This window comes from Tenacibaculum profundicola (assembly GCF_057220795.1).
This window is the reverse complement of sequence record NZ_CM170137.1, coordinates 2729089-2750022: the sequence shown is the minus strand read 5'-3', so window position 1 is coordinate 2750022 and position 20934 is coordinate 2729089. Positions and strand designations below refer to the sequence as shown.

The following is a 20934-nucleotide window of genomic DNA, read 5'->3' as shown; positions in this document are numbered from 1 at the left end:
AATTTGTTGATTTTGATTTTAATGTTTATTTTAAAGTTTTCTACAACGTTTTCGTTATTAACCCAAATCTCGATCATTTTTAATCAAAATTCCGTAAATTTGCGACTTAATTTTTTTGGACTGATATAAAATGTTAGATAAAGTAAAAGAATTGATCGGTGACGTGCAATCGTTTAAAGCGACGTCTAAAGAAGAGGTAGAAGCTTTTAGAATTAAATACTTAGGAAGCAAAGGGTTATTAAAAAATCTTTTTACCGAATTTAAAAATGTGGATGCTGCATTACGTAAAGACTTTGGTCAGGCTTTAAACAACTTAAAAAAGTCAGCCGAAGCTAAGGTTGCTGAACTCAACGATACTATTGAAAGCAGTATTGAAGACAAAAGTGTTTACGGTGACTTGACGCGTCCTGCTGAACCTATTGAATTAGGTTCTCGCCACCCGATATCATTGGTTAAGAATCAAATTATTGAGGTTTTTAATAGAATTGGGTTTACCGTTTCTGAAGGGCCAGAAATTGAGGACGACTGGCACAATTTTACCGCCTTAAACTTACCTGAATACCACCCGGCAAGAGATATGCAGGATACGTTTTTTATTGACAAAAACCCTGACACCTTATTAAGAACTCACACTTCATCAGTTCAGGTTCGTTATATGGAAAACAACGAACCTCCTATTAGAACCATTTCACCTGGTAGGGTTTTTCGTAATGAAGATATTTCGTCACGTGCGCATTGTATTTTTCATCAAGTGGAGGGTTTGTATATTGATACAGATGTTTCTTTTGCTGACCTAAAACAGACGCTTTTGTACTTTACCAAAGAAATGTTTGGTAAATCAAAAATTCGTTTGCGCCCTTCGTACTTCCCTTTTACTGAGCCAAGTGCTGAGGTAGATATTTATTGGGGATTAGAAACTGAAACGGACTACAGAATTACAAAAGGAACTGGTTGGTTAGAGATTATGGGCTGCGGTATGGTTGATCCGAATGTTCTGACGAATTGTAATATCGATCCTACCAAATATTCTGGGTATGCCTTTGGTATGGGAATAGAACGTATTGCCATGCTTTTATATCAAATTCCTGATATTCGTATGTTCTACGAAAATGATAAACGTTTCTTAGAACAGTTTAAATCGATTATATAACGTAACAATATACTCTTTGAAGTTGCAAGGTTCTCCTTTGCAACTTTTTCTTTTTAACACCTATCCTAAAAAAATGAAAAAAGATATTCATATTCCTGAAGTAACTGGCATAGAAATGGCTATTGTGCTTGAGCATAATGAGGTTCATAATACTGATGATTGGAATGTGTACCTCATCAATAAAAAATCGGTACCCATTGAGCTTGTTGTTATTGTTTCTCAAGGGTTTTCTAACACTAAAACGACCTCTGTTTTTAGGAAAAAAATTGATCAACTACCTGCTAATTCCATAGCGAAAATTGAACTTATTCAACCTGAATTATTCGCCTTAGATAATAGGTTTCAGGTTACCTTTTTTGAAAATAACACCTTGTACGACAAAACATTTTTGTTTCAAAAAGACACTGTTAAGGAGGAAAACCTACAAATGATTAGCACTTTAAATAAAAAAGGGGTGGTTTCTGAATAGCAAGTAACGTTTCTTATATCGATACTTGAATGAAAAAGACAAGCATATTTTTCCTTTTTAAGAGTTTGAAAACATAGATGCCCCCTGACAAAGTATCGTTCTTTTAGAACCTATGTTTTTCTGCTTCTAGCCCAGCTATCAAAAACACCTATTCCATCAATTACTCTTTTAAAACCCAACTAACGTTGATAGTCCCATTACAAAAATCTAAACTCCTCAACCTATATTATGGATAGCTTGGAAAAATTATGTACGTTTGGTTGATGACGAATTGTGAATCAGAAGAAATTTAGACTTATTTGCGTTTTTATCATATATATAACTTTAACGTATAGCATCTACACTACAAAAAGAAGAAAATAACACCTACAATGAAGCAACTAGTTTTTTTATTCCTTTTTTCAAGCCTCTCTTTATTTTCTCAATCGAACTGGGCAGCTTTTAAAAAACTATCACCGCCAAAGAAAACATGGGTTGTTTTACACCCTTTCAAAGCAAAAAAAGCGCTTCTCATTGCGCATGAAGCCTTAAGAGTTACAGACTCCATAAAAAACTCCCCTTTGTTAGATGGAGATTCTTCTGGAGGGCAAGTAGATGCTTTTCGACATGCCTATTGGATGGCACGCTTACGTCAAGAAATAGGTGAAAAAGCAGCTCGTGCCCTTGGAAAAGCACATGAAAGAGAAAATTACCAAACCTTCAAGAAAAACCAACTCGAAGAAGGTGTAGTTCCAGATAAAATTTCTTCGATAATGGACCTTCACAATAATAATATAGGGCTGTCTTTTACCATTAAGGGGTGTAAAACTCCTCAACGCGGACTCGTTTATAGAGTTATAAATGCCATTTTAGAAGGCTCCTTACGAACCATAAAAAAAGATAGTGATGGCAATTTCCTAACCTGTAATAACGAACTTATTCCAGCAACGTCATTGGTTGGTGTTTGGGAAAACAACAAATGTCTAATTAACTCAAACACGAAGAACTAATGCAAAAAGTGTATTTTATTTCTGGCACTATGTGTACTATTGATTTATGGCAGTTCATTTTTCCGAATTTTAACAATTTCACTCCCATTCATATTGATATTACCCCTGCATCCTCTTTTGATGAAATCAATGAGCTCATCATGAACTCCATTGTTGAACCAGCACCACTAATAGGATTTTCTTTAGGCGGGTTCGCTGCTATGCATTTTGCTGTTCATTATCCAGAGAAAGTAACAAAATTGGTTGTCATTGCTGCGAATGCCAACGGGTTAAGGCCTGAAGAAATTCAACTTAGAAAAAGCACTCTTTCTTTTTTAGAGGATCATCACTATAAAGGAATATCACAAATACGTATTCAACAATTTCTGCACCCTAAGCATCATAACAATGAAAGGATAATTGCTATTCTAAAAACAATGGATCGTGATTTAGGTAAAGAGGTATTGATGCGTCAGTTAAAAGCCACTTCAAGCCGGATTGATATTACTGAAGAGCTAACAACATTAACTATTCCAATACTTTTTATCTCGGCTGAAAATGACGATTTCGCAAAACCATCAGCGTTAAAAAAAGTCGCTAAAACGTTACAAAAAAGCACCTATCTTAATATAAAGCAATGTGGTCATATGATTCCTCTAGAAAAACCTAGTGAGCTTTTATATATTTTGAACGCATATTTAAATTGATTTCTAATAAGGATTTAATTACTTTCGCAGCCCATTACGAACCAGTAGAACGGTTTCATAATTGATAAGAATCGGCTTAATGGACACATTACTACATCTAAAACATCGTATCTCAAACAATCATGTATTAGCCATATGTATTGGAATTGTATATCTTTGGTTTGGGTCGTTAAAGTATTTCCCAGCGGTTAGTCCAGCCGAAGCCTTGGCTATAAAAACCATAGATACATTAACCATTCATCTGATACATTCAAAATTTTCAATTATCGCACTTGCTATCGTAGAATCATTGATAGGACTATTGTTAATTTTAAATATCTATCGAAAAAAAATTATTCTTATCGCCTTAATTCACATGGGTTTTACGTTTTTTCCTTTGTTTTTATTTCCCGATCAAATGTTCACGAATAATATGCCTTTTCAACTTACCTTATTAGGGCAGTATATTTTAAAAAACTTGATTATTATTGGTGGCTTATTAACCCTGTATAAATTGCCTAAACTGACTTAAAAAAATTACTCTTACAACGATCATTATCAGCATATTTAATCAAAATCATCATAAAAACGAAGCCTCTTTATCTATTTTCGACATGTTATCCCAACACAAATCATAAAGCCCGTTGGAAACTACACCTCTATTTAAACCCATTCTAAATATTTAACAAAACAATTCGTAAAGTTTGTGCAAGAAGTGTGTAGCCCTTAAATTTGTGGCAATTATTATAATCAACAAACAAAATAATGAGCGGATTATTAAAATCTTCTATCGGAAGAAAATTTGCCATGGCACTTTCGGCATTTTTCTTAATGTTTTTTTTACTACAACATTTTGCAATTAATATTACTTCAATATTCCCAGATAACGGAGAAACTTTCAATAAGTTATCTCACTTTATGGGAACCAATCCTTTAGTACAATATGGCTTACAGCCTGTGTTAATTTTTGGGGTAGTATTTCATTTCGTAATGGGATTCATTTTAGAATTGAAAAACAACAGTGCACGTCAAGTAAAATATGCTAAAAACAATGGAGCTGCAAACTCTTCTTGGATGAGCAGAAACATGATTTACAGCGGATTGGCAATTCTCGCTTTTATTGTTTTACATTTTATTGATTTTTGGATTCCTGAACTAAACACCAAATTTATTCAAGGAGATTGGACAGGAATGCACAACGGTGAGTATAGATACTTCCATGAACTACAGCACAAATTTGTGAACCCTATTAGAGTGGTTGCTTATGTGGTTGCTTTTGTGTTTTTGGCATTACACTTACTTCACGGGTTTGATTCTGCTTTCCAATCAGTTGGAGCGAACAATAAGTATACAAAAGGGTTGAAATCATTTAGTAAAATTTACGCAATTGGTATTCCTGTAGGATTCATCATTATTGCGTTATTTCACCATTTCAACCATTAATAAAACCACTTAGAATATGGCAATTTTAGATTCAAGAGTACCAAAAGGTCCATTAAAAGATAAGTGGACAACCTATAAAGATAAAATTAACTTGGTAAACCCTGCTAACAAACGTTTGATAGATGTTATTGTAGTAGGTACTGGTTTAGCAGGTGGTTCTGCCTCTGCTACTTTAGCTGAGTTAGGCTATAATGTAAAAGCATTTGCATATCAAGATTCTCCTCGTCGTGCGCACTCTATTGCTGCTCAGGGAGGTATTAATGCAGCAAAAAACTATCAAGGAGATGGAGATTCAACGTACCGTTTATTTTACGATACGGTTAAAGGTGGTGATTATCGTTCTCGAGAAGCTAACGTATATCGTTTGGCTGAGGTTTCTGCAAATATTATTGACCAATGTGTTGCTCAAGGAGTTCCTTTTGCTCGTGACTATGGTGGGTTATTAGATAACCGTTCGTTTGGTGGGGTATTAGTGTCACGTACCTTTTATGCAAAAGGTCAAACAGGTCAACAATTACTATTAGGTGCTTATTCAGCAATGAATCGTCAAATTGCTCGTGGTAAAATTGAAATGTTCAATCGCCATGAAATGTTAGATGTTGTTATTGTTGATGGAAAGGCTCGTGGTATTATTGCTCGTAACATGGTTACTGGTGAGATAGAACGCCATTCAGCACATGCTGTTGTCATTGCTTCTGGCGGGTATGGAAATGTTTATTTCCTATCTACCAATGCCATGGGATCCAATACAACTGCTGCTTGGAAAATTCATAAGAAAGGAGCCTTTTTTGCGAATCCTTGTTTTACTCAAATCCACCCAACATGTATTCCTCGTTCTGGAGATTATCAATCAAAACTGACTTTAATGTCAGAATCATTGCGTAATGATGGTCGTATTTGGGTTCCTAAAAACATGGATGATGTTTTAGCTATTCGCGAAGGGAAGTTAAAACCTACCGAAATTTCTGAAGAAAACAGAGATTATTACCTAGAACGTCGTTATCCTGCTTTTGGAAATCTCGTTCCTCGTGATGTTGCATCACGTGCAGCCAAAGAGCGTTGTGATGCGGGTTATGGTGTAAACGCTACAGGTGAAGCCGTATACTTAGATTTCAAATCAGCTATTGAACGCTATGGAAAAGAGCAATGTAAATTAAAAGGAAACGAAAACCCTACACATACTGAAGTTTTAGCAGAAGGGGAAAAAGTTATAGAGAACAAGTACGGGAATTTATTCCAAATGTATGAGAAAATTGTTGATGAGAACCCTTACAAGAATCCAATGATGATTTACCCAGCAGTTCATTATACCATGGGCGGTATATGGGTAGATTACAATTTAATGACTACCATACCGGGTTGTTATGCTGTGGGCGAAGCGAATTTCTCTGATCATGGTGCAAACCGTTTAGGAGCTTCTGCTTTAATGCAAGGCCTTTCTGATGGTTATTTTGTTTTGCCATATACTATTGGAGACTATTTAGCTGATGATATTCGTACAGGACCTATTTCTACGGAAACGAAAGAATTCGAAGAAGCTGAAAAAGCGGTTACGGAACGTGTAGAGTTCTTTGTAAACAACAACGGAAACCACTCTGTAGATTACTATCACAAAAAATTAGGAAACATTATGTGGAATAAGTGTGGTATGTCTCGTAATGAAGAAAGGCTTAAAGAAGCCATCGTTGAAATTAAAGAGTTACGCGATGACTTTTGGAAAAATGTTACGGTACCTGGAGGTGCTCATGAAATGAATCCAGAATTGGAAAAAGCTGGTCGTGTAGCTGATTTCTTAGAATTAGGTGAATTATTTGCTCGCGATGCATTGGATAGAACAGAATCTTGTGGAGGGCACTTTAGAGAAGAGTCTGTAGAGTTAGACGGGCCTCAAAAAGGAGAAGCCAAACGTGATGATGAAAACTTTACTTACGTGGCTGCATGGGAGTACAAAGGAGAGCCATCTGAGGCGGTTTTACACAAAGAAGAATTAGAGTTTAACGATATTGAATTAAAACAACGTTCATATAAATAAGAAAGGATTATGAATTTAACACTTAAAATTTGGCGACAGAAAAACGCAAGTGATAAAGGAAAGTTGGTCGAATATAAGGTGACCGAGATTTCTGAACATATGTCTTTCTTAGAAATGATGGACGTATTAAACGAACAGTTAGTTGCTAAAAATGAAGATCCGGTAGCCTTTGATCATGATTGTCGCGAAGGTATTTGCGGTATGTGTTCAATGTATATTAATGGAGAAGCACACGGACCTGATAGAGGCGTTACTACTTGTCAATTGCACATGCGAATGTTTAAAGATGGTGATACTATTTTTATCGAGCCATTTAGAGCGAAAGCTTTTCCTGTAATTAAAGATTTAGTAGTAGACAGAGGTTCTTTTGATAGAGTTCAGCAAGCTGGTGGATACGTGTCTGTAAATACTTCTGGTAATACACAAGATGCAAATGCAATTCCAATTAATAAAGAAAATGCTGATAAGGCATTTGATGCCGCTACATGTATCGGTTGTGGTGCTTGTGTGGCAACTTGTAAAAACTCGTCTGCCATGTTATTTGTAGGTGCTAAAGTATCTCAATATGCTTTATTACCACAAGGAGAGGTAGAAGCTGTTGATCGTGTTAAAAACATGGTAGCACAAATGGACTTAGAAGGTTTTGGTAACTGTACCAATACAGGGGCATGTGAAATCGAATGTCCGAAAGGGATTTCATTAGAAAACATCGCTCGAATGAATTCTGAATTCTTAAAAGCTACCTTAAAAGGATAAAAAAAACATTCTTTATAAAAGCAAAAAGCAAAGCCAATTGGCTTTGCTTTTTGCTTTTCTACTCATTCCGATAAACAGAAATAGTCGTATATCAGCCGTCTATTCCTTAAATAATAACGTTCGTGGCATTTATAATCCACCTATCTGACAAGAAACATATATTTGTCTTGTTGATTTATAAATCACGCAAAATCCGAGGGGGAAATTACGTGTATACAAAATCAACAATTAGAATTTTAAAAATCTCTAACGAGATAAAAAGCCTGAGTTCTAACCGCCTCAGGCTTTTATTTTAATCACACTCCTTTTTTTTCAATTTCTTCCTTTTTCACGAAACCTTTAATTCTAAGTACCTTTCTTTGTTGTGTAGCATTTGACACTATCGCTATTGATTTTGAAAACCGACCTAACCTTTTGGTATCATAGGCTACTTTTATCTGACCCTTTTCTCCTGGCATAATGGGTTTTTCAGGCTTTTGGGGTATTGTGCACCCACAAGTGGATATAATTCTTTCAATTATTATCGGAGCGTCTCCAATATTCATAAACTCAAATATTCTAGTGGGTTCTGAACCTTGAACTATATCGCCATAGTTAATCGTTTCTTTTTTAAATGAAAATTCTTGGGCGTTGGTTGCAACTGAAAGTAAACAGACAGTTATGATACATACAATTGATTTCATATTTCTAGGGTGTTTTTAGGTTATAAATTACAAGTTTTTCTCTTTTTTAATTTTATGAATCATTTCAACAATAGTTTTATTATTAGGGGCGAGCTCTAAAGCTTTATCATAATTATCAAGAGCTTTATCATAGTTTTTAATGGTATAGTAGGCCTCACCAAGACTATTGTATACATTGCTGTTACTCGGGTACATCGAAGCATTGAGTTCAAAAACAAACAATGCTTTTTCAGTCTGATCAGAGCGCAATAAAACATAACCATAAGTATTCAGTTCTCTACTCCCTTTAGCAAACTCAGGCAATGAACTAATTAAATTACTTTTCTCTATTAATAATTGTTCTATTGTTTTATCTCTTAGTTGTTTATCTAAATATTCAGCAACTACATATTGTGATGTGTATTGCCTAGCGCTTACTATAGTGTGTATATCTCTTTCAATATCTTGTTTGGGATATTCTACAATTCTTGCCACTTCTTCCTTTCCCCTATAAAAAATAAATGTTGGAACTCTGTGTATATTTAGTCCCTTTTCTTCTCCATTCGGTGACATTTTATACGCTTCAGGTGTGCTATTAACAGCAATAGCGGTTATTTTATCATCAGAAATTCCAGCCTCATCCATCACCTTATAAAATCGAGGGATTTCACGCTTACTATCTCCACACCAAGTGCCATAAAACACTTTTATTGTATAGTTCTTAAGGCTATCTCGACAATCACGGATTACCTTATCATTAGTCAAGTAGGCATCATAGTTTTTTTGATACCATGAAAAACTAGGGTGTTGGAAATCTTGTCTATTGGTTTTCCCTAATAGCATTAGATTTCCCTTACTATCTTTCGTGCTGTTATCAAGTTGTTGTCCTGATGCTATAGTGCTTATAACTAAAAAGGCTATATATACTATTTTTTTCATACGTATTGTTTTGTTGATTAGATAACTAGAAGACAACTAACGTTTACATTGTCTACGCTTACGAAAATACCGTACAACAAACCTTTACCAAAACGAACGGTATGTTTAACCTAAAAACAAGTATTAACAACTTTATAGGAGTTCTACGTACCAGGGAAAATGTCATTCATACCTGTTTTTTGAATAAAGGTCCAATTTTTCATACCTTCATCAGCTATTTATGACTTCATTTAAAAAACATTACTTAGAACTACTTATCCATATTCTTTTTTGGGGATTGTTTACTGCTGTGTCTTTATTTGTTTTTACTCCTTATTATTGGACTGAAAACCCCTTTTTACAATACTTCTTTATACTTGTTGTTATTGTTTACGGTAATCACTATGTTTTGCTACCCTATTTTGTGAAAAAGAAATGGTACTCTTTGTATATCCTTCTTTTCGCATTTATTTCTTTTTTTGCGACGCAACTGTATTGCAATGTTTTTACTAGATGCGGGTGTTCCATATTAAAATGCTTAAGTGATTATTTGTGGCAAACCATCGTTCCATTAATCTTTTTCTCATTTATCTGGATGCTTTTTCGTTATATAGATAAAGCAGAAGAGGTTGATAAGGTTAAGCAAGAACGAGCCGAAATGGAGCTAAAATTTTTAAAATCTCAAATAAACCCGCATGTTTTATTCAATAATTTAAACACTATCTATTCTTATTCGCTCGAAAAACCATCAGAAACCCCAGATTTGATATTAAAGCTTTCAGACAATCTAAAACACATACTATATGAAAGTAATGCGCCAACTGTTCATTTAAATAAAGAGCTGCATTTTATTGATAATTATATTGAGTTTCATAGAATTAGAACCGAGGGGCTAAAACAAATACATTACGAAAAGAATATTAAAGAAACACATCATCAAATAGCACCATTACTATTAATTACGATCATTGAAAATGCATTTAAACACAGTACTATTAATAGTATAATCACGATTCAAATTACGGTAGAGAACCATCAATTGTGTTGTGTGTGTACCAACGATTATAACGTAGCAAAACTGGAAAAAGATAATACTATCGGTTTAAAAAACCTAAAAAAACGGTTGGATTTATTGTACAAAAACAACTATGAGTTACTTATTGAAAAAGCAGATACCTTCAAAGTTAGTCTTAAATTAAACCTAGTGTAAAACATTATGAACTGCATTATTATTGAGGATGAATTACCAGCGCAAAAAATTTTACGAAATTATATTAGGAAAATACCTGATCTAGTTCTTACAAATACTTTTCAAACAGCCTCTAATGCCCACTCTTTTTTTAAAACTAACACTGCTGATATTGTTTTGTTGGATATCAATTTACCTGATATCTCTGGGATTGATTTTATTAAAACGATAAAAAATCCCCCTAAAATAATTATAACTACGGCCTATCCTGATTTTGCCGTGGAAAGTTTTGAATTAAATACCATTGTTGATTATTTAATAAAGCCTTTCTCTTTCGATCGTTTTTTAAAAGCCATCGCAAAAGCAGAAAATCTGATCAACAGACACGAAACTACTCAAAAAGAAACGATTTTTCTCAACGTTGACAAAACCTTACACAAAATATACTTGGAGACCGTTTGTTACCTAGAATCTGACAGAAATTACGTTACTTTTTTCACAGACACTAAACAACTTAGTATTATTGACTCATTAAAGAACTGGAACGATCGTTTAAATTGTAATCAGTTTGTACAAATACATAAGTCGTATATTATCAATATTCATAAGGTTGAAAAATACACAAGCAGTTTTGTATATATACATCAACGGAAATTACCTGTTGGGAGAACCTATAAGCAATTATTTTTAAGTTGTATTAGCAGATCATCTCAAACAAGCGAAAACAAGCTGTAATAAGCTTATTAGGGTTTTTGGCGGTTAAGGATTCTATTTTCTATTGTTTAATATTATACAACAACTATTTCAATCAAATTATACGATTTATGGTGTTAATTTACAATCCATACTTTTTTATGATAAATGCCGGTATATAGGCAACACACGAACTTGACTGCAAGGAAATTGTTGGGTAACTTTACCTCAGATACGATATTAATTTTGAGCTATTAAACAATAGTGCTGTTTTTCAAAATGTGTTTCGTAATTGCTGTATCTAATTCTTGATAGTTTGTTTGTATTAACCAATGACCAGCATTTAGTTCTATAAACTCGTAAGCATTTTTCATGTATTGGTGACTTTCCTTCACGGAAAACGAGCCTATCGCAAGATCTTTATTTCCCCAAATAAATAACGTAGGAACATTGATGTTTCCTAATATTTGATTATTAACTGCGCTCTTTAATAGCTTATAGTTACTACGATAATAATTTATAGCGGCAGTTAGTTGCCTGCTGTTTCTAAAAACCGTCAAATATTCCTCTACCTCGTTTACATCGCTGTGCTTCCATAATTTTCTAAATACTTTAAAGTCATTTTTTCTGAGTTGTATTTCAGGGAAATATGGCCACTGGAAGTTTTTAATATACTGGCTCATTTTAATTTGCTCTTTATCAGCAACGATGGCCTTTCCAAAAGCTTGCAAATGCGGAACAGAAATTCCAGTCCAACTAAAAATTTTATCTTCATTGTCATGCACCACTTTCCACCCAATAGCTGCACCCCAATCGTGACCTACAAGATGAAATTTTGATTTCTGAAAAAATTCAAATATTCTCATTACATCCGTAGACAATTTATCAAGTGTATACTGTTTTTTACCTTTGGGACAAGCATTTAAACTGTAACCTCTTAAGTTTGGTGCAACACAATAAAACCCTTTCTTAGAAATAGTAGACATTAGGTTTTTCCACATATAGGAGGTTTCTGGAAATCCGTGAAGAAAAATTATAAGTTCATCTTCCCTATTGCCCGCTGTAATACACTCAAATTTTAGTTTCCCTATTGCTATTTCTAAAGTTTCTTGCATGTTTCTATTTTATATTTAAAAGAAGAGATATAACAAAGCAGCCAAAGTTCCCATTTGAAACGCAACTACAGGCGCTATGTTCAATATTGCTTTGCTTATTCCATATTGATTAAACTTTGTCAAACCTTGAACACTTATTTTAAAAGCAAAAAACCAACTTATATAGAGAACTCCATTTCTAGTATATGGATTATTGAAATCATGAATACAAAACTGTGTGTTTTTTAACACTCCAACAATTACCAATCCAATGATTATAGGAATATAAGTTACCGCCAATAGGGAAAACACCTCCACAAAACTCGCTTTTCCGCCAAGCCATATTCCTATTTTATACAACATTAACGATCCTAACAAAGCAATCCCTAAGGTAAAAAAGACGGATATGATTAATTCAAATAAATTGACTACAAATCCGTTATCTTCTTGACTAGAATGAAAGTGAAATAAAAATTGAATTATTCCATACACTCCAAAAATCACATTGCTATTAATTCTTAAATCATCTTCAAATTCATTGTCAAGTAGTCTAAGACCTCTTTTGGTATTGAATACGATCAATACTATTACTTTTATCATTCTCGTTTAAATTCTTTACTTAATGACACGGGTATATAGGCCCCTATTTTTTTGCAGCTAAACACAGTACAAGAATAGTATACCATTAATACGTATCCCCTTTGTAAATATGTCCATTTTTCATCACAAAAACAACATTTTCCATGGTTTTAATATTCTTAGTAGGCTCTTCATTTACGGCAATTATATCTGCATAAAATCCTTTTTGAATTTGCCCCAGTTCATTTTCAGCATTTAAAATTTTAGCATTCACTACAGTAGCTGATTGAATTGTTTCTATCGCTGGCATTCCTGCTTCTACCATAAATCCAAACTCTTTACCGTTATGACCGTGTTTAAAAACCCCTGCATCAGTTCCAAACGAAATTCCGACACCTTTTTTATATGCCTTTGCAAACGTACCTTGAATTTGTGGCCCGACTTTCAGTGCTTTTGGAACAACTATATCCGGATAAAACCCTTTTACTTTGGCTTTTTCTTCCACCTCTTTCCCTGCCGTAATAGTAGGTACTAAATAGGCGTCGTTTTTTATCATCAACTCCATGGTTTCGTCACTCATATAGGTGCCATGCTCAATGGTTTTTACACCTCCTAAAATAGCACGTTGCATGCCTTCATCACCATGCGCATGCGCTGCTACATGCATTCCATAATCTTTGGCTGTATCACAAATAGCTTTTATTTCTTCAATTGTAAACTGAGGGTTGTCACCACTTTTAGCGACGCTTAAAACACCTCCTGTAGCCGTTATTTTAATACAGTCTGCACCATTTTTATATCGTTGACGAACTGCTTTTTTTGCGTCTTCTACACTATTAACAACACCTTCTTTAGGGCCTGGGTCTCCCAGTAAAACCCTGCTACTTCCGTTAGTTGGATCTGCATGCCCTCCTGTAGTTGCTAGTGCTTTACCCGCTGTAAAAACTCTAGGGCCTGGAATTTTACCTGCATTAATGGCCTTTCTAATGGAAATATTTACACCTGTTCCACCTAAATCTCTTACTGTGGTAAACCCATTCAATAGCGTTGTTTTAGCAAAGCCTACCGAATTAAATGCTACATCAGCTTCATCTAAAATATATCCATTTAGACGTGTTTTGCGGTCAAATTCTTGTTCAATATGCACATGCATATCTATAAGACCTGGCATTACCACTTTATTTTTCAAATCAACCATTCGGACTTGCGGATCTTTAGGAATTACATACCCTTTAAAAATATTGGTGATTTTAGTCCCTTCAACAACAATGGTTTGTTTCTTTTTTATTTTTCCTTCTTTAGTGTCTATTAATTTTCCACAAAAAACATAGGTGGTTTGGGCTTTTAGTGGCGTAAATACGCAAAAAAACATGGCTAGTAAAGCTATTTTTTTCATTGGATGGAGTGTTCTTAGAATTAATAAAAGTTCTAAATATAAGCTTTTCAAGTTAACCTATTATATCCAATTAACACAAAACACCGTGAATTTGATACCTTTAGTACCCCAATTTAGCAGAAGTGGCGTTAGAATATGGATTGCTTAGACTTTGTGGTAAACTTTTCTAAAAACCGCATTCCTTTATAAGAATTTCCTTTTTCATTTAGCTTTGGACTCCAAACGGTGATTACATAATGTTCCGGATGTACTGCTACTATACCACCACCAATACCACTCTTCCCTGGTAGTCCAACTTTAAAAGCAAATTCACCGGACTCGTCATAAAACCCACAGGTTTGCATCAAAGCATTAATTCGCTTTGACTGACCTTGAGTTAGTACTTGCTTGTTATCATTAGGGTTAATGCCTTTATTTGCCAAAAACAAAAAAGATTCTGAGACCTCTTTGCACGTCATTGTTAAGGAGCAAATATCAAAATAGAAATCGAGCACCTCAGATGGCTCGTTCTTTATATTCCCGAATGATTTTATAAAATTACAAAGGGCTATATTTCTATATCCTACCGATTTTTCAGAAACTGCAATTTTATTGGAATAATTTATATCCGATGAACCAGCTAGGTTTCTTACAAAGGCTAAGAAATCTTCTTTTGGTTTTTTTAAATTACTAATTAAAATGTCTACTATTACAATAGCTCCAGCATTGATAAACGGGTTCCTCGGAATACCTTTATCAGTTTCAAGCTGTACCAAAGAATTATAACTAGTACCAGAAGGCTCAACACCTAGTCTATCCCAAATATTTTCTCCAAGTATGCTGTAGGCTAAAACAACGGAAAGTACTTTCGAGATACTTTGTATGGAAAACTTTTTATGATAATCACCTATACCAAAGTTAGCACTATTTATCATACTCATATGAACCCCAAAACTCTCTGTACTGACATTGAGTAATTCAGGAATACTAGACGCTACTTTTCCTAAGTCGTCTAAACCTTTTACATCGTTGTATACACCTTGAATTAACTCTTCGAAACTCATTACCTCCTTGCTATTTTACTTTGTCATGCACTTTCGTGGGAATATGATCATTCCAGACTGTTAAAATATCAGTAGCTACACTTGCGCCACTTCCTGCTGCGATAGCAAATTGACTACGCCAGCCAGCCAGTGTTCCACAGACATATAAACCTTCTTTAATCAAATGATTAAAATTACGAAGTTGAATTCGATCTTTCATGGCATTCGCTCTTGAATGCCTTTCCACATATTGTTCCAAACCTGCAATATCAAACGGTTTTGAGTAATTCAGTGCAATGACCACTGTTTTGCTCAGGTATTCCTTTTTATTAGTTAATATTTTATAGCCTTTTTCATGGTCTAAAACAGCCAACACCTTTTCATTTTCAATTTGGCTTACGTGCGGGTAGAGCTCTTCCAATTGCGTCTTCCCTTTGGCTAAAATATCTTTACCCAAAGTTTCTGCTGGCAATCCTAGTACGTTATTAAAAACCGCCTTTTGCAAGTGTGAAGAACGTTGGTGTAGAATGACGCCAATATTTTTGTCTAATGCATATTCTTTTTTATGGGCTGAGCCAAGGACCAAGGCACATTGCATCCCCGAAACACCCCCGCCAATAATTAAAACATCAAAATTCATTTATACGAACAACATTTTTATATTTGCCGCAAATAACTTTACCGCAATTGCTAATAATATAACTCCGAATATTTTTCTAATTATTGTTATTCCGTTTTGACCAATCACTTTTTCAATTTTTGATGAGGTCTTTAATACAATATAGATTAAAAAAACATTTAAAAGAATAGCCACTATAATGTTTTCCCAAGAGTATTCTGCTCTTAATGAAAGTAGGGTTGTTAAACTACCTGGCCCCGCAATTAACGGAAATGCAATTGGAAAAACAGAAGCATTTAAAGGTTCGTCTCCCTCTTCTTTATATAAGGTAATGCCTAAAATCATCTCCAAAGCAATAAAAAATAAAATAAACGCCCCTGCTACGGCAAAAGAATTCACATCTATACCTATAAAACCTAATAACCTTTGACCGGCAAATAGAAAAACAATCATGATAACACCCGCTATAACGGAAGCCTTTTCAGATTGTATATGTCCAACTTTTTTTCGTAAGTCAATAATAATAGGTATATTTCCTATAATATCAATTACTGCGAACAAAACCATAAAGGCCGTAAAAATTTCTTTTAAATTAAAACTCATGATATATTGATTTTCATTGGCAAAATTAGATAACTAAACTTACAATCTACTATTTTTGCAACATATTTACACGAAACTAAGATAGTATATTTTTAATTTAATCCGTGTAAACCACTCATTACTAGAGAAAAAGAATTCTTAATAGTATTAATTAATAACAATAAAATAACATATGTTTCAGCTAGGAAAAACAATCATTTCTGAGGATATTATAGAAAAAGAGTTTGTTTGTAATTTATCGGCATGTAAAGGTGCTTGTTGTATTGATGGAGATGCTGGCGCTCCTTTAGAGAAAGATGAAACCAAAATTTTAGAAGATATCTACCCTATAGTAAAACCTTTTTTACGTAAAGAAGGCATTGCAGCCATTGAAAGTCAAGGCACTTGGATTACAAATGATTTTGACGATCTAGAAACTCCATTAATTAACGGTGCAGATTGTGCTTATGTTATTTATGACCATAAAGGAACTGCCTTGTGCGCTATAGAAGAAGCTTATAACCAAGAGCTCATAGACTGGAAAAAACCTATTTCTTGCCATTTATATCCTGTACGAGTAAAGGATTACAGTGAGTTTGCTGCTGTTAACTATCACAAGTGGGAAATTTGTGACGATGCCTGTTCTTTAGGAAAGGAATTGCAAATTCCTATATATAAATTTGTAAAACAAGCATTGGTCAGGAAATTTGGTCAAAATTGGTACGATGAACTAGAAAAAGTAGCCGCAAACCGAAAATAATACCCTTTATCCTTTAAAGTATTCTTGTTTTACCAGGTTATGTGCTATTTATCTGATAAAAACCTTCATTCATCTATCGCGGAGAACAGCTCAACGATAAAATGAAATACTGCTGGTTTATACTGTTATATTGCACATCCCCCCACTTACCCCTTAAAGAAAAACCACATTTTTTAAATGTGGTTTTCTATTATGTTTATATCTTAATACAATGCTGTCATTCGACACAAAAGTACACTCTTCCTTGTAATCAAAAGTACCTTCTCTTAAAAGTGTTGTTTCGGTTTTAGGGACTGTATCTTTTGAAACAATCTTATCATTATTGTCATATTCTATGACATAACTTCCTAACTGGCATTATTTTACTGTATAATTATTTTCTTTGAGGTTTTTCTGTTCTGTGCATCTACGATATTCACGATATACATACCTGCACTTAAATTCACCTCGATCCTATTATTTTCCTGCAGAGTAAAGTCAACTTCTTGTTGGTATACTTCTTGCCCGTTAGTATTAAATAAGCTCATTTGTACTTTTCCTAAATCATTCTTAGCAAATATGGTAAATACTCCATCAGAAATTGTTGGAAACACCGTAAATATATCAACACCCTTAACAACTTCTTCAACTGAAGCTGTTTCTGCTGTGAATGCACCAGAGAAAATCCCTCTTCCGTAAGTAGCGGCAAAAACGACATTATCATCTCTTAAATCTAAATCTAATACCGGAACATTGCTCATACCATTATACGATTGTTCCCAATTTGGAGAGTCAGCAGACAAATTAGAAGTTTTCCAAACACCAAGATCAGTACCAACAATAACTTCTTCTCTATTTAAAGGGTTTTGAAGGATCGTTTTTACTGGAATATCCGGTAAATCTCCTTCTTTATTCAACCAACTGGTTCCTCCATCATTAGTATACCATACATTCTTTACTCCATAATTATGCATGGTCACAAAAATTTCATCTTCATTTGCACCCAATTCTATATCAGAAATTGAGCCAATAAATTCATCTCCTGTTATTTCTGACCATGTTGGCGAAGATAAATTTGCATTATCTACTAGTAATAATTTACCATTTTTGAGTCCTACATATAGTTTACTTCTATCATTTGTATAGGGTGAAATTTTCAATGCAGAAGGGTCTGAGTTCATCAGTGAATTGTTTAAAAGAAACTTAGTCACCGTGCCACTTTTAAGGTTATTATACCTCATAATTTGCGACCTGAAGTCATTCGAATAATTTGAGTACAATAAATCCAGGTTAGTATCTAATTCTTCTTGGTTAATAAAATCACCATTGGTAAGAATAGCAGGTTCAGAATTTATGGTTCTAGTTTCATCTGTATCATAGTTATAAAGATCAATACCATTATTGAAAACATAATTAGTTATGTAGTATTTATCTCCGTTATCCGTATCAAAAAAACTAGCTGCGCCATCACCTCCTGCCGCCTCAGTTGAGCTATTGATGCCAGCTACCGCATTCTCTATTAGGAGCGTTCCGTTATCCTGAGCGCCAGCTAAAAAATACTCAGCACCATTAAAACCAGTTGATGATGCCACGCCAACTGTATAAAACTGAAGTGTGTTGTAGTTGTTGTTTCTCGCACTTATTGTAGTCCCGGCATTGTCTGAATAATAGACCCCACCATCATTGCTAAAAAGCATCTTTGAGGAAGAGGCAAAAGCCAAACCATGTTGATCAGCATGAACATATTGACGTCCAAAACCTCCATACCAATGTGACAACTGACTCCATGAAGTTCCGCCATTAGTAGACTTAAATAAGTCAATACCCCCAGCATACACAACGTTATCATTATTCGGGTCTACTTTTACCAATAAATCATAAGAAGCTTGACCACGTGTAAAATCAGACGATTCAATACGGGGGTCTACATCATTTGGTAATGCAACTTCAGAAATTGTATTAAATCCATCTACCGTTTTATAAATTTTAACAGGATTATCATCATCATCAATTTCTGCCAAAATATAGCCTACATTCGCATTAGAATTCGACAAAGATATTTCTGTTCTTAAACCATCTGATACGGTAATTTTTAAGGAGAAACTATTTCCGTCAGCTGACCTAAAAACTACTCCCCCACCATCTCCAAAAGCAACGGAAGCAATAGTGCTGAAGTATATAGAATTATCTGCTGCTATTTCAATATTATTAGGTTCATAATCATTACCATCTTCCGTTTTCGGAATATTCAATTTATTAAAATTGGTGCCATCCGTTGATTTATACAATCCATAAGCATCAGCGCCCATTAATGAACGCGGTACTGCATTAAAATAACCCGATTCTCCAGCCGCGACGTATACTTCAGAGTTTCCGCCATTATTTCTTACAACCACATCATTAATATGTTGGACACCAGGAACCAAATGACCATTTACAGCATTCTCGTTAACCTTGGATAAAGTAATACCAACAGTTCCTGAAGAAAGAGCCTCAATCAATTTTTCTCCATCTTCAAGAGAAATCATAACCGCTGGAATTGTAATTGCTTCATCATCACCGCCCATTGATATTGGGTTTCCAGCCACATTGTTGACCATCAATACGGCTATAGCTCCCACATTTTGAGCTCTTATGACCTTCTCGACAAAGAGACAAGCATCTCTTCTTATTACCGCAATTTTTCCATTAACTTCACTTCCATTTATAATATCCTGACAAGCATCCAGTACATCGGGAGAACCATCATTAACTAGAGCTAGTTCGCCGGTAATAGGTGTATCCAAGTCTCCACCAAATTCGGTCGCTAAAGATGTAGTATAGTTGCCGGCCAAAGTAGAAGGACTGCTAACGGTTGCTTCCGAATTAAAATCATTGTATGAATCTCCCGTCCTACCACCAAAAACTCTGGCCCAGGTGCTTCCTCCGTCAGTTGACTTCCAAAGACCATCCCCATCTGCATCACCCAAAACATACGATTCTCCAGTTCCTACATAAAAGATTTGTGAATTATTCGGATCAACCGCAATACATGATACCGCTAAATTCTCTGGTATTCCAACACGAACCCATTTGGAATTAGCATTTGAAATATTGGTGTTTTTCCATAGACCTCCACTAACTCCTCCAGCAAAAACAGTTTCATTCGTTGCGTCATTAGGATCAAAAATTACCGCTCTTGTTCTTCCTCCTACATTATCTGGCCCTCTCTCTACCCATGCATTATCAGCATTCTCTCCAGGAACTCCCCTTCTAGCGCGCATTGATTCTAACTCTCTTTGAACACGAAATACATTTTCTTTATAAACTATGCCCGTTGCAGGGTCTATTTCCGACAAATACTTTTGCTCGTAATAAGCGTTAGGGGGCAACCCTAAAGACCTCCTTTGTTTTTTATTTAAAACCATGCTGTTTTGGTAGGGATGTGCTTTTAAGAACTCAGCGTGTCGTTCTCTAAGTTTTTCAATTTCTGTTTTTGAATTCAAAAAAACTAAAAATCCTCCACAAAATAATATAATAAAAACTTTTAATAGTAATGTTCTTTTATTCATGCTTATTGTTAAATAGGTTTATATAACAACATCTAAATGTTATTTTACCCTAATTAAATTTAACACTTTAACGCTCTTATTGCCAATATAAAAAAAACATTATAAGCATGTTATAAATGACTTCTGTAATTGTTCCAGTTTTACGCAGCTATTTAACAGCTCAAAGTATTCTTACTTTTCAGTTTCTTGATTCCTTCTTTTTATTCTTAAATTTTGATCATGTCGTATTCTTTAATGTTAGTTCTTAATACTGTTAAAACTCGAATACCGTATATTGTTTAGAGAAGTTGAATGGATTATTTTGACATAGAGAATTCCTGTAATTTCAATCGTCCTTCCTAGAATTAGTACTCTATTAGTTTTGTTTAAACATACAATGACATATT

General features: G+C 34.5%; 20 protein-coding genes. 11 read left to right on the top strand and 9 right to left on the bottom strand.

What is annotated here, in order from left to right; genetic code table 11:
- Positions 1-130 precede the first annotated feature (130 nt).
- The 8 genes from pheS to AC2TDS_RS11735 all read left to right on the top strand — a co-directional run bounded on the left by pheS (position 131) and on the right by AC2TDS_RS11735 (position 7504).
- The gene (gene pheS / locus AC2TDS_RS11770) at positions 131-1150 is read left to right on the top strand and encodes a phenylalanine--tRNA ligase subunit alpha (RefSeq protein ID WP_484735784.1); all 1020 of its coding nucleotides are present in this window, start codon (positions 131-133) and stop codon (positions 1148-1150) included.
- A 73-nt stretch (positions 1151-1223) separates the two neighbouring features.
- Positions 1224-1619: a hypothetical protein gene (locus tag AC2TDS_RS11765; RefSeq protein WP_484735783.1), complete on the top strand. Its 396-nt coding sequence runs from the start codon at positions 1224-1226 to the stop codon at positions 1617-1619.
- Between the two features lie 371 nt (positions 1620-1990).
- Positions 1991-2608: a DUF6973 domain-containing protein gene (locus tag AC2TDS_RS11760; RefSeq protein WP_484735782.1), complete on the top strand. Its 618-nt coding sequence runs from the start codon at positions 1991-1993 to the stop codon at positions 2606-2608.
- A complete protein-coding gene (locus AC2TDS_RS11755; protein WP_484735781.1) occupies positions 2608-3294 on the top strand; it encodes an alpha/beta fold hydrolase in 687 nt (228 codons plus the stop codon). The genes AC2TDS_RS11760 and AC2TDS_RS11755 overlap by 1 nt, the downstream gene beginning before the upstream one ends.
- A gap of 79 nt (positions 3295-3373) precedes the next feature.
- Positions 3374-3805 (top strand): doxx family protein, encoded by a 432-nt coding sequence (locus AC2TDS_RS11750; protein ID WP_484735780.1) that lies wholly within the window; start codon positions 3374-3376, stop codon positions 3803-3805.
- 233 nt (positions 3806-4038) lie between these two features.
- Positions 4039-4716: a succinate dehydrogenase cytochrome b subunit gene (locus AC2TDS_RS11745; RefSeq protein WP_484735779.1), complete on the top strand. Its 678-nt coding sequence runs from the start codon at positions 4039-4041 to the stop codon at positions 4714-4716.
- Positions 4717-4732: 16 nt separating this feature from the next.
- Positions 4733-6748, top strand: a complete 2016-nt coding sequence (locus tag AC2TDS_RS11740) for a fumarate reductase/succinate dehydrogenase flavoprotein subunit (protein ID WP_484735778.1) — start codon at positions 4733-4735, stop codon at positions 6746-6748.
- 9 nt (positions 6749-6757) lie between these two features.
- Positions 6758-7504: a succinate dehydrogenase/fumarate reductase iron-sulfur subunit gene (locus AC2TDS_RS11735; protein WP_484735777.1), complete on the top strand. Its 747-nt coding sequence runs from the start codon at positions 6758-6760 to the stop codon at positions 7502-7504.
- 296 nt (positions 7505-7800) lie between these two features.
- On the opposite strand, the gene AC2TDS_RS11730 is transcribed toward AC2TDS_RS11735, so the two are convergent.
- Entirely contained in the window at positions 7801-8187 is a 387-nt protein-coding gene (locus tag AC2TDS_RS11730) for a DUF1573 domain-containing protein (RefSeq protein ID WP_484735776.1), read from the bottom strand.
- Positions 8188-8214: 27 nt separating this feature from the next.
- Entirely contained in the window at positions 8215-9105 is an 891-nt protein-coding gene (locus AC2TDS_RS11725) for a tetratricopeptide repeat protein (protein WP_484735775.1), read from the bottom strand.
- Between the two features lie 220 nt (positions 9106-9325).
- Between AC2TDS_RS11725 and AC2TDS_RS11720 the strand changes: the two genes are divergently transcribed.
- Together AC2TDS_RS11720 and AC2TDS_RS11715 are read left to right on the top strand one after the other, a co-directional pair.
- Positions 9326-10294 (top strand): sensor histidine kinase, encoded by a 969-nt coding sequence (locus AC2TDS_RS11720; protein ID WP_484735774.1) that lies wholly within the window; start codon positions 9326-9328, stop codon positions 10292-10294.
- Positions 10295-10300: 6 nt separating this feature from the next.
- Positions 10301-11008, top strand: coding sequence for a LytR/AlgR family response regulator transcription factor (locus AC2TDS_RS11715; RefSeq protein ID WP_484735773.1), 708 nt, complete (start codon positions 10301-10303; stop codon positions 11006-11008).
- A 212-nt stretch (positions 11009-11220) separates the two neighbouring features.
- On the opposite strand, the gene AC2TDS_RS11710 is transcribed toward AC2TDS_RS11715, so the two are convergent.
- From AC2TDS_RS11710 to AC2TDS_RS11685, 6 genes are all read right to left on the bottom strand, one after another.
- Positions 11221-12081: an alpha/beta hydrolase gene (locus tag AC2TDS_RS11710; protein ID WP_484735772.1), complete on the bottom strand. Its 861-nt coding sequence runs from the start codon at positions 12079-12081 to the stop codon at positions 11221-11223.
- 15 nt (positions 12082-12096) lie between these two features.
- Positions 12097-12660, bottom strand: a complete 564-nt coding sequence (locus AC2TDS_RS11705) for a YIP1 family protein (RefSeq protein WP_484735771.1) — start codon at positions 12658-12660, stop codon at positions 12097-12099.
- 85 nt (positions 12661-12745) lie between these two features.
- Entirely contained in the window at positions 12746-14035 is a 1290-nt protein-coding gene (locus AC2TDS_RS11700; protein ID WP_484735770.1) for a metal-dependent hydrolase family protein, read from the bottom strand.
- A 128-nt stretch (positions 14036-14163) separates the two neighbouring features.
- A complete protein-coding gene (locus tag AC2TDS_RS11695; protein WP_484735769.1) occupies positions 14164-15078 on the bottom strand; it encodes a glutaminase in 915 nt (304 codons plus the stop codon).
- A gap of 10 nt (positions 15079-15088) precedes the next feature.
- Positions 15089-15697, bottom strand: a complete 609-nt coding sequence (locus tag AC2TDS_RS11690) for an FAD-dependent oxidoreductase (protein WP_484735768.1) — start codon at positions 15695-15697, stop codon at positions 15089-15091.
- The gene (locus AC2TDS_RS11685; protein ID WP_484735767.1) at positions 15698-16279 is read right to left on the bottom strand and encodes a MarC family protein; all 582 of its coding nucleotides are present in this window, start codon (positions 16277-16279) and stop codon (positions 15698-15700) included.
- A 172-nt stretch (positions 16280-16451) separates the two neighbouring features.
- On the opposite strand from AC2TDS_RS11685, the gene AC2TDS_RS11680 reads away from it, so the two are divergent.
- Positions 16452-17018, top strand: coding sequence for a DUF3109 family protein (locus AC2TDS_RS11680; protein ID WP_484735766.1), 567 nt, complete (start codon positions 16452-16454; stop codon positions 17016-17018).
- A 362-nt stretch (positions 17019-17380) separates the two neighbouring features.
- On the opposite strand, the gene AC2TDS_RS11675 is transcribed toward AC2TDS_RS11680, so the two are convergent.
- Positions 17381-20548, bottom strand: coding sequence for a PA domain-containing protein (locus AC2TDS_RS11675; RefSeq protein WP_484735765.1), 3168 nt, complete (start codon positions 20546-20548; stop codon positions 17381-17383).
- Positions 20549-20934: the final 386 nt, after the last annotated feature.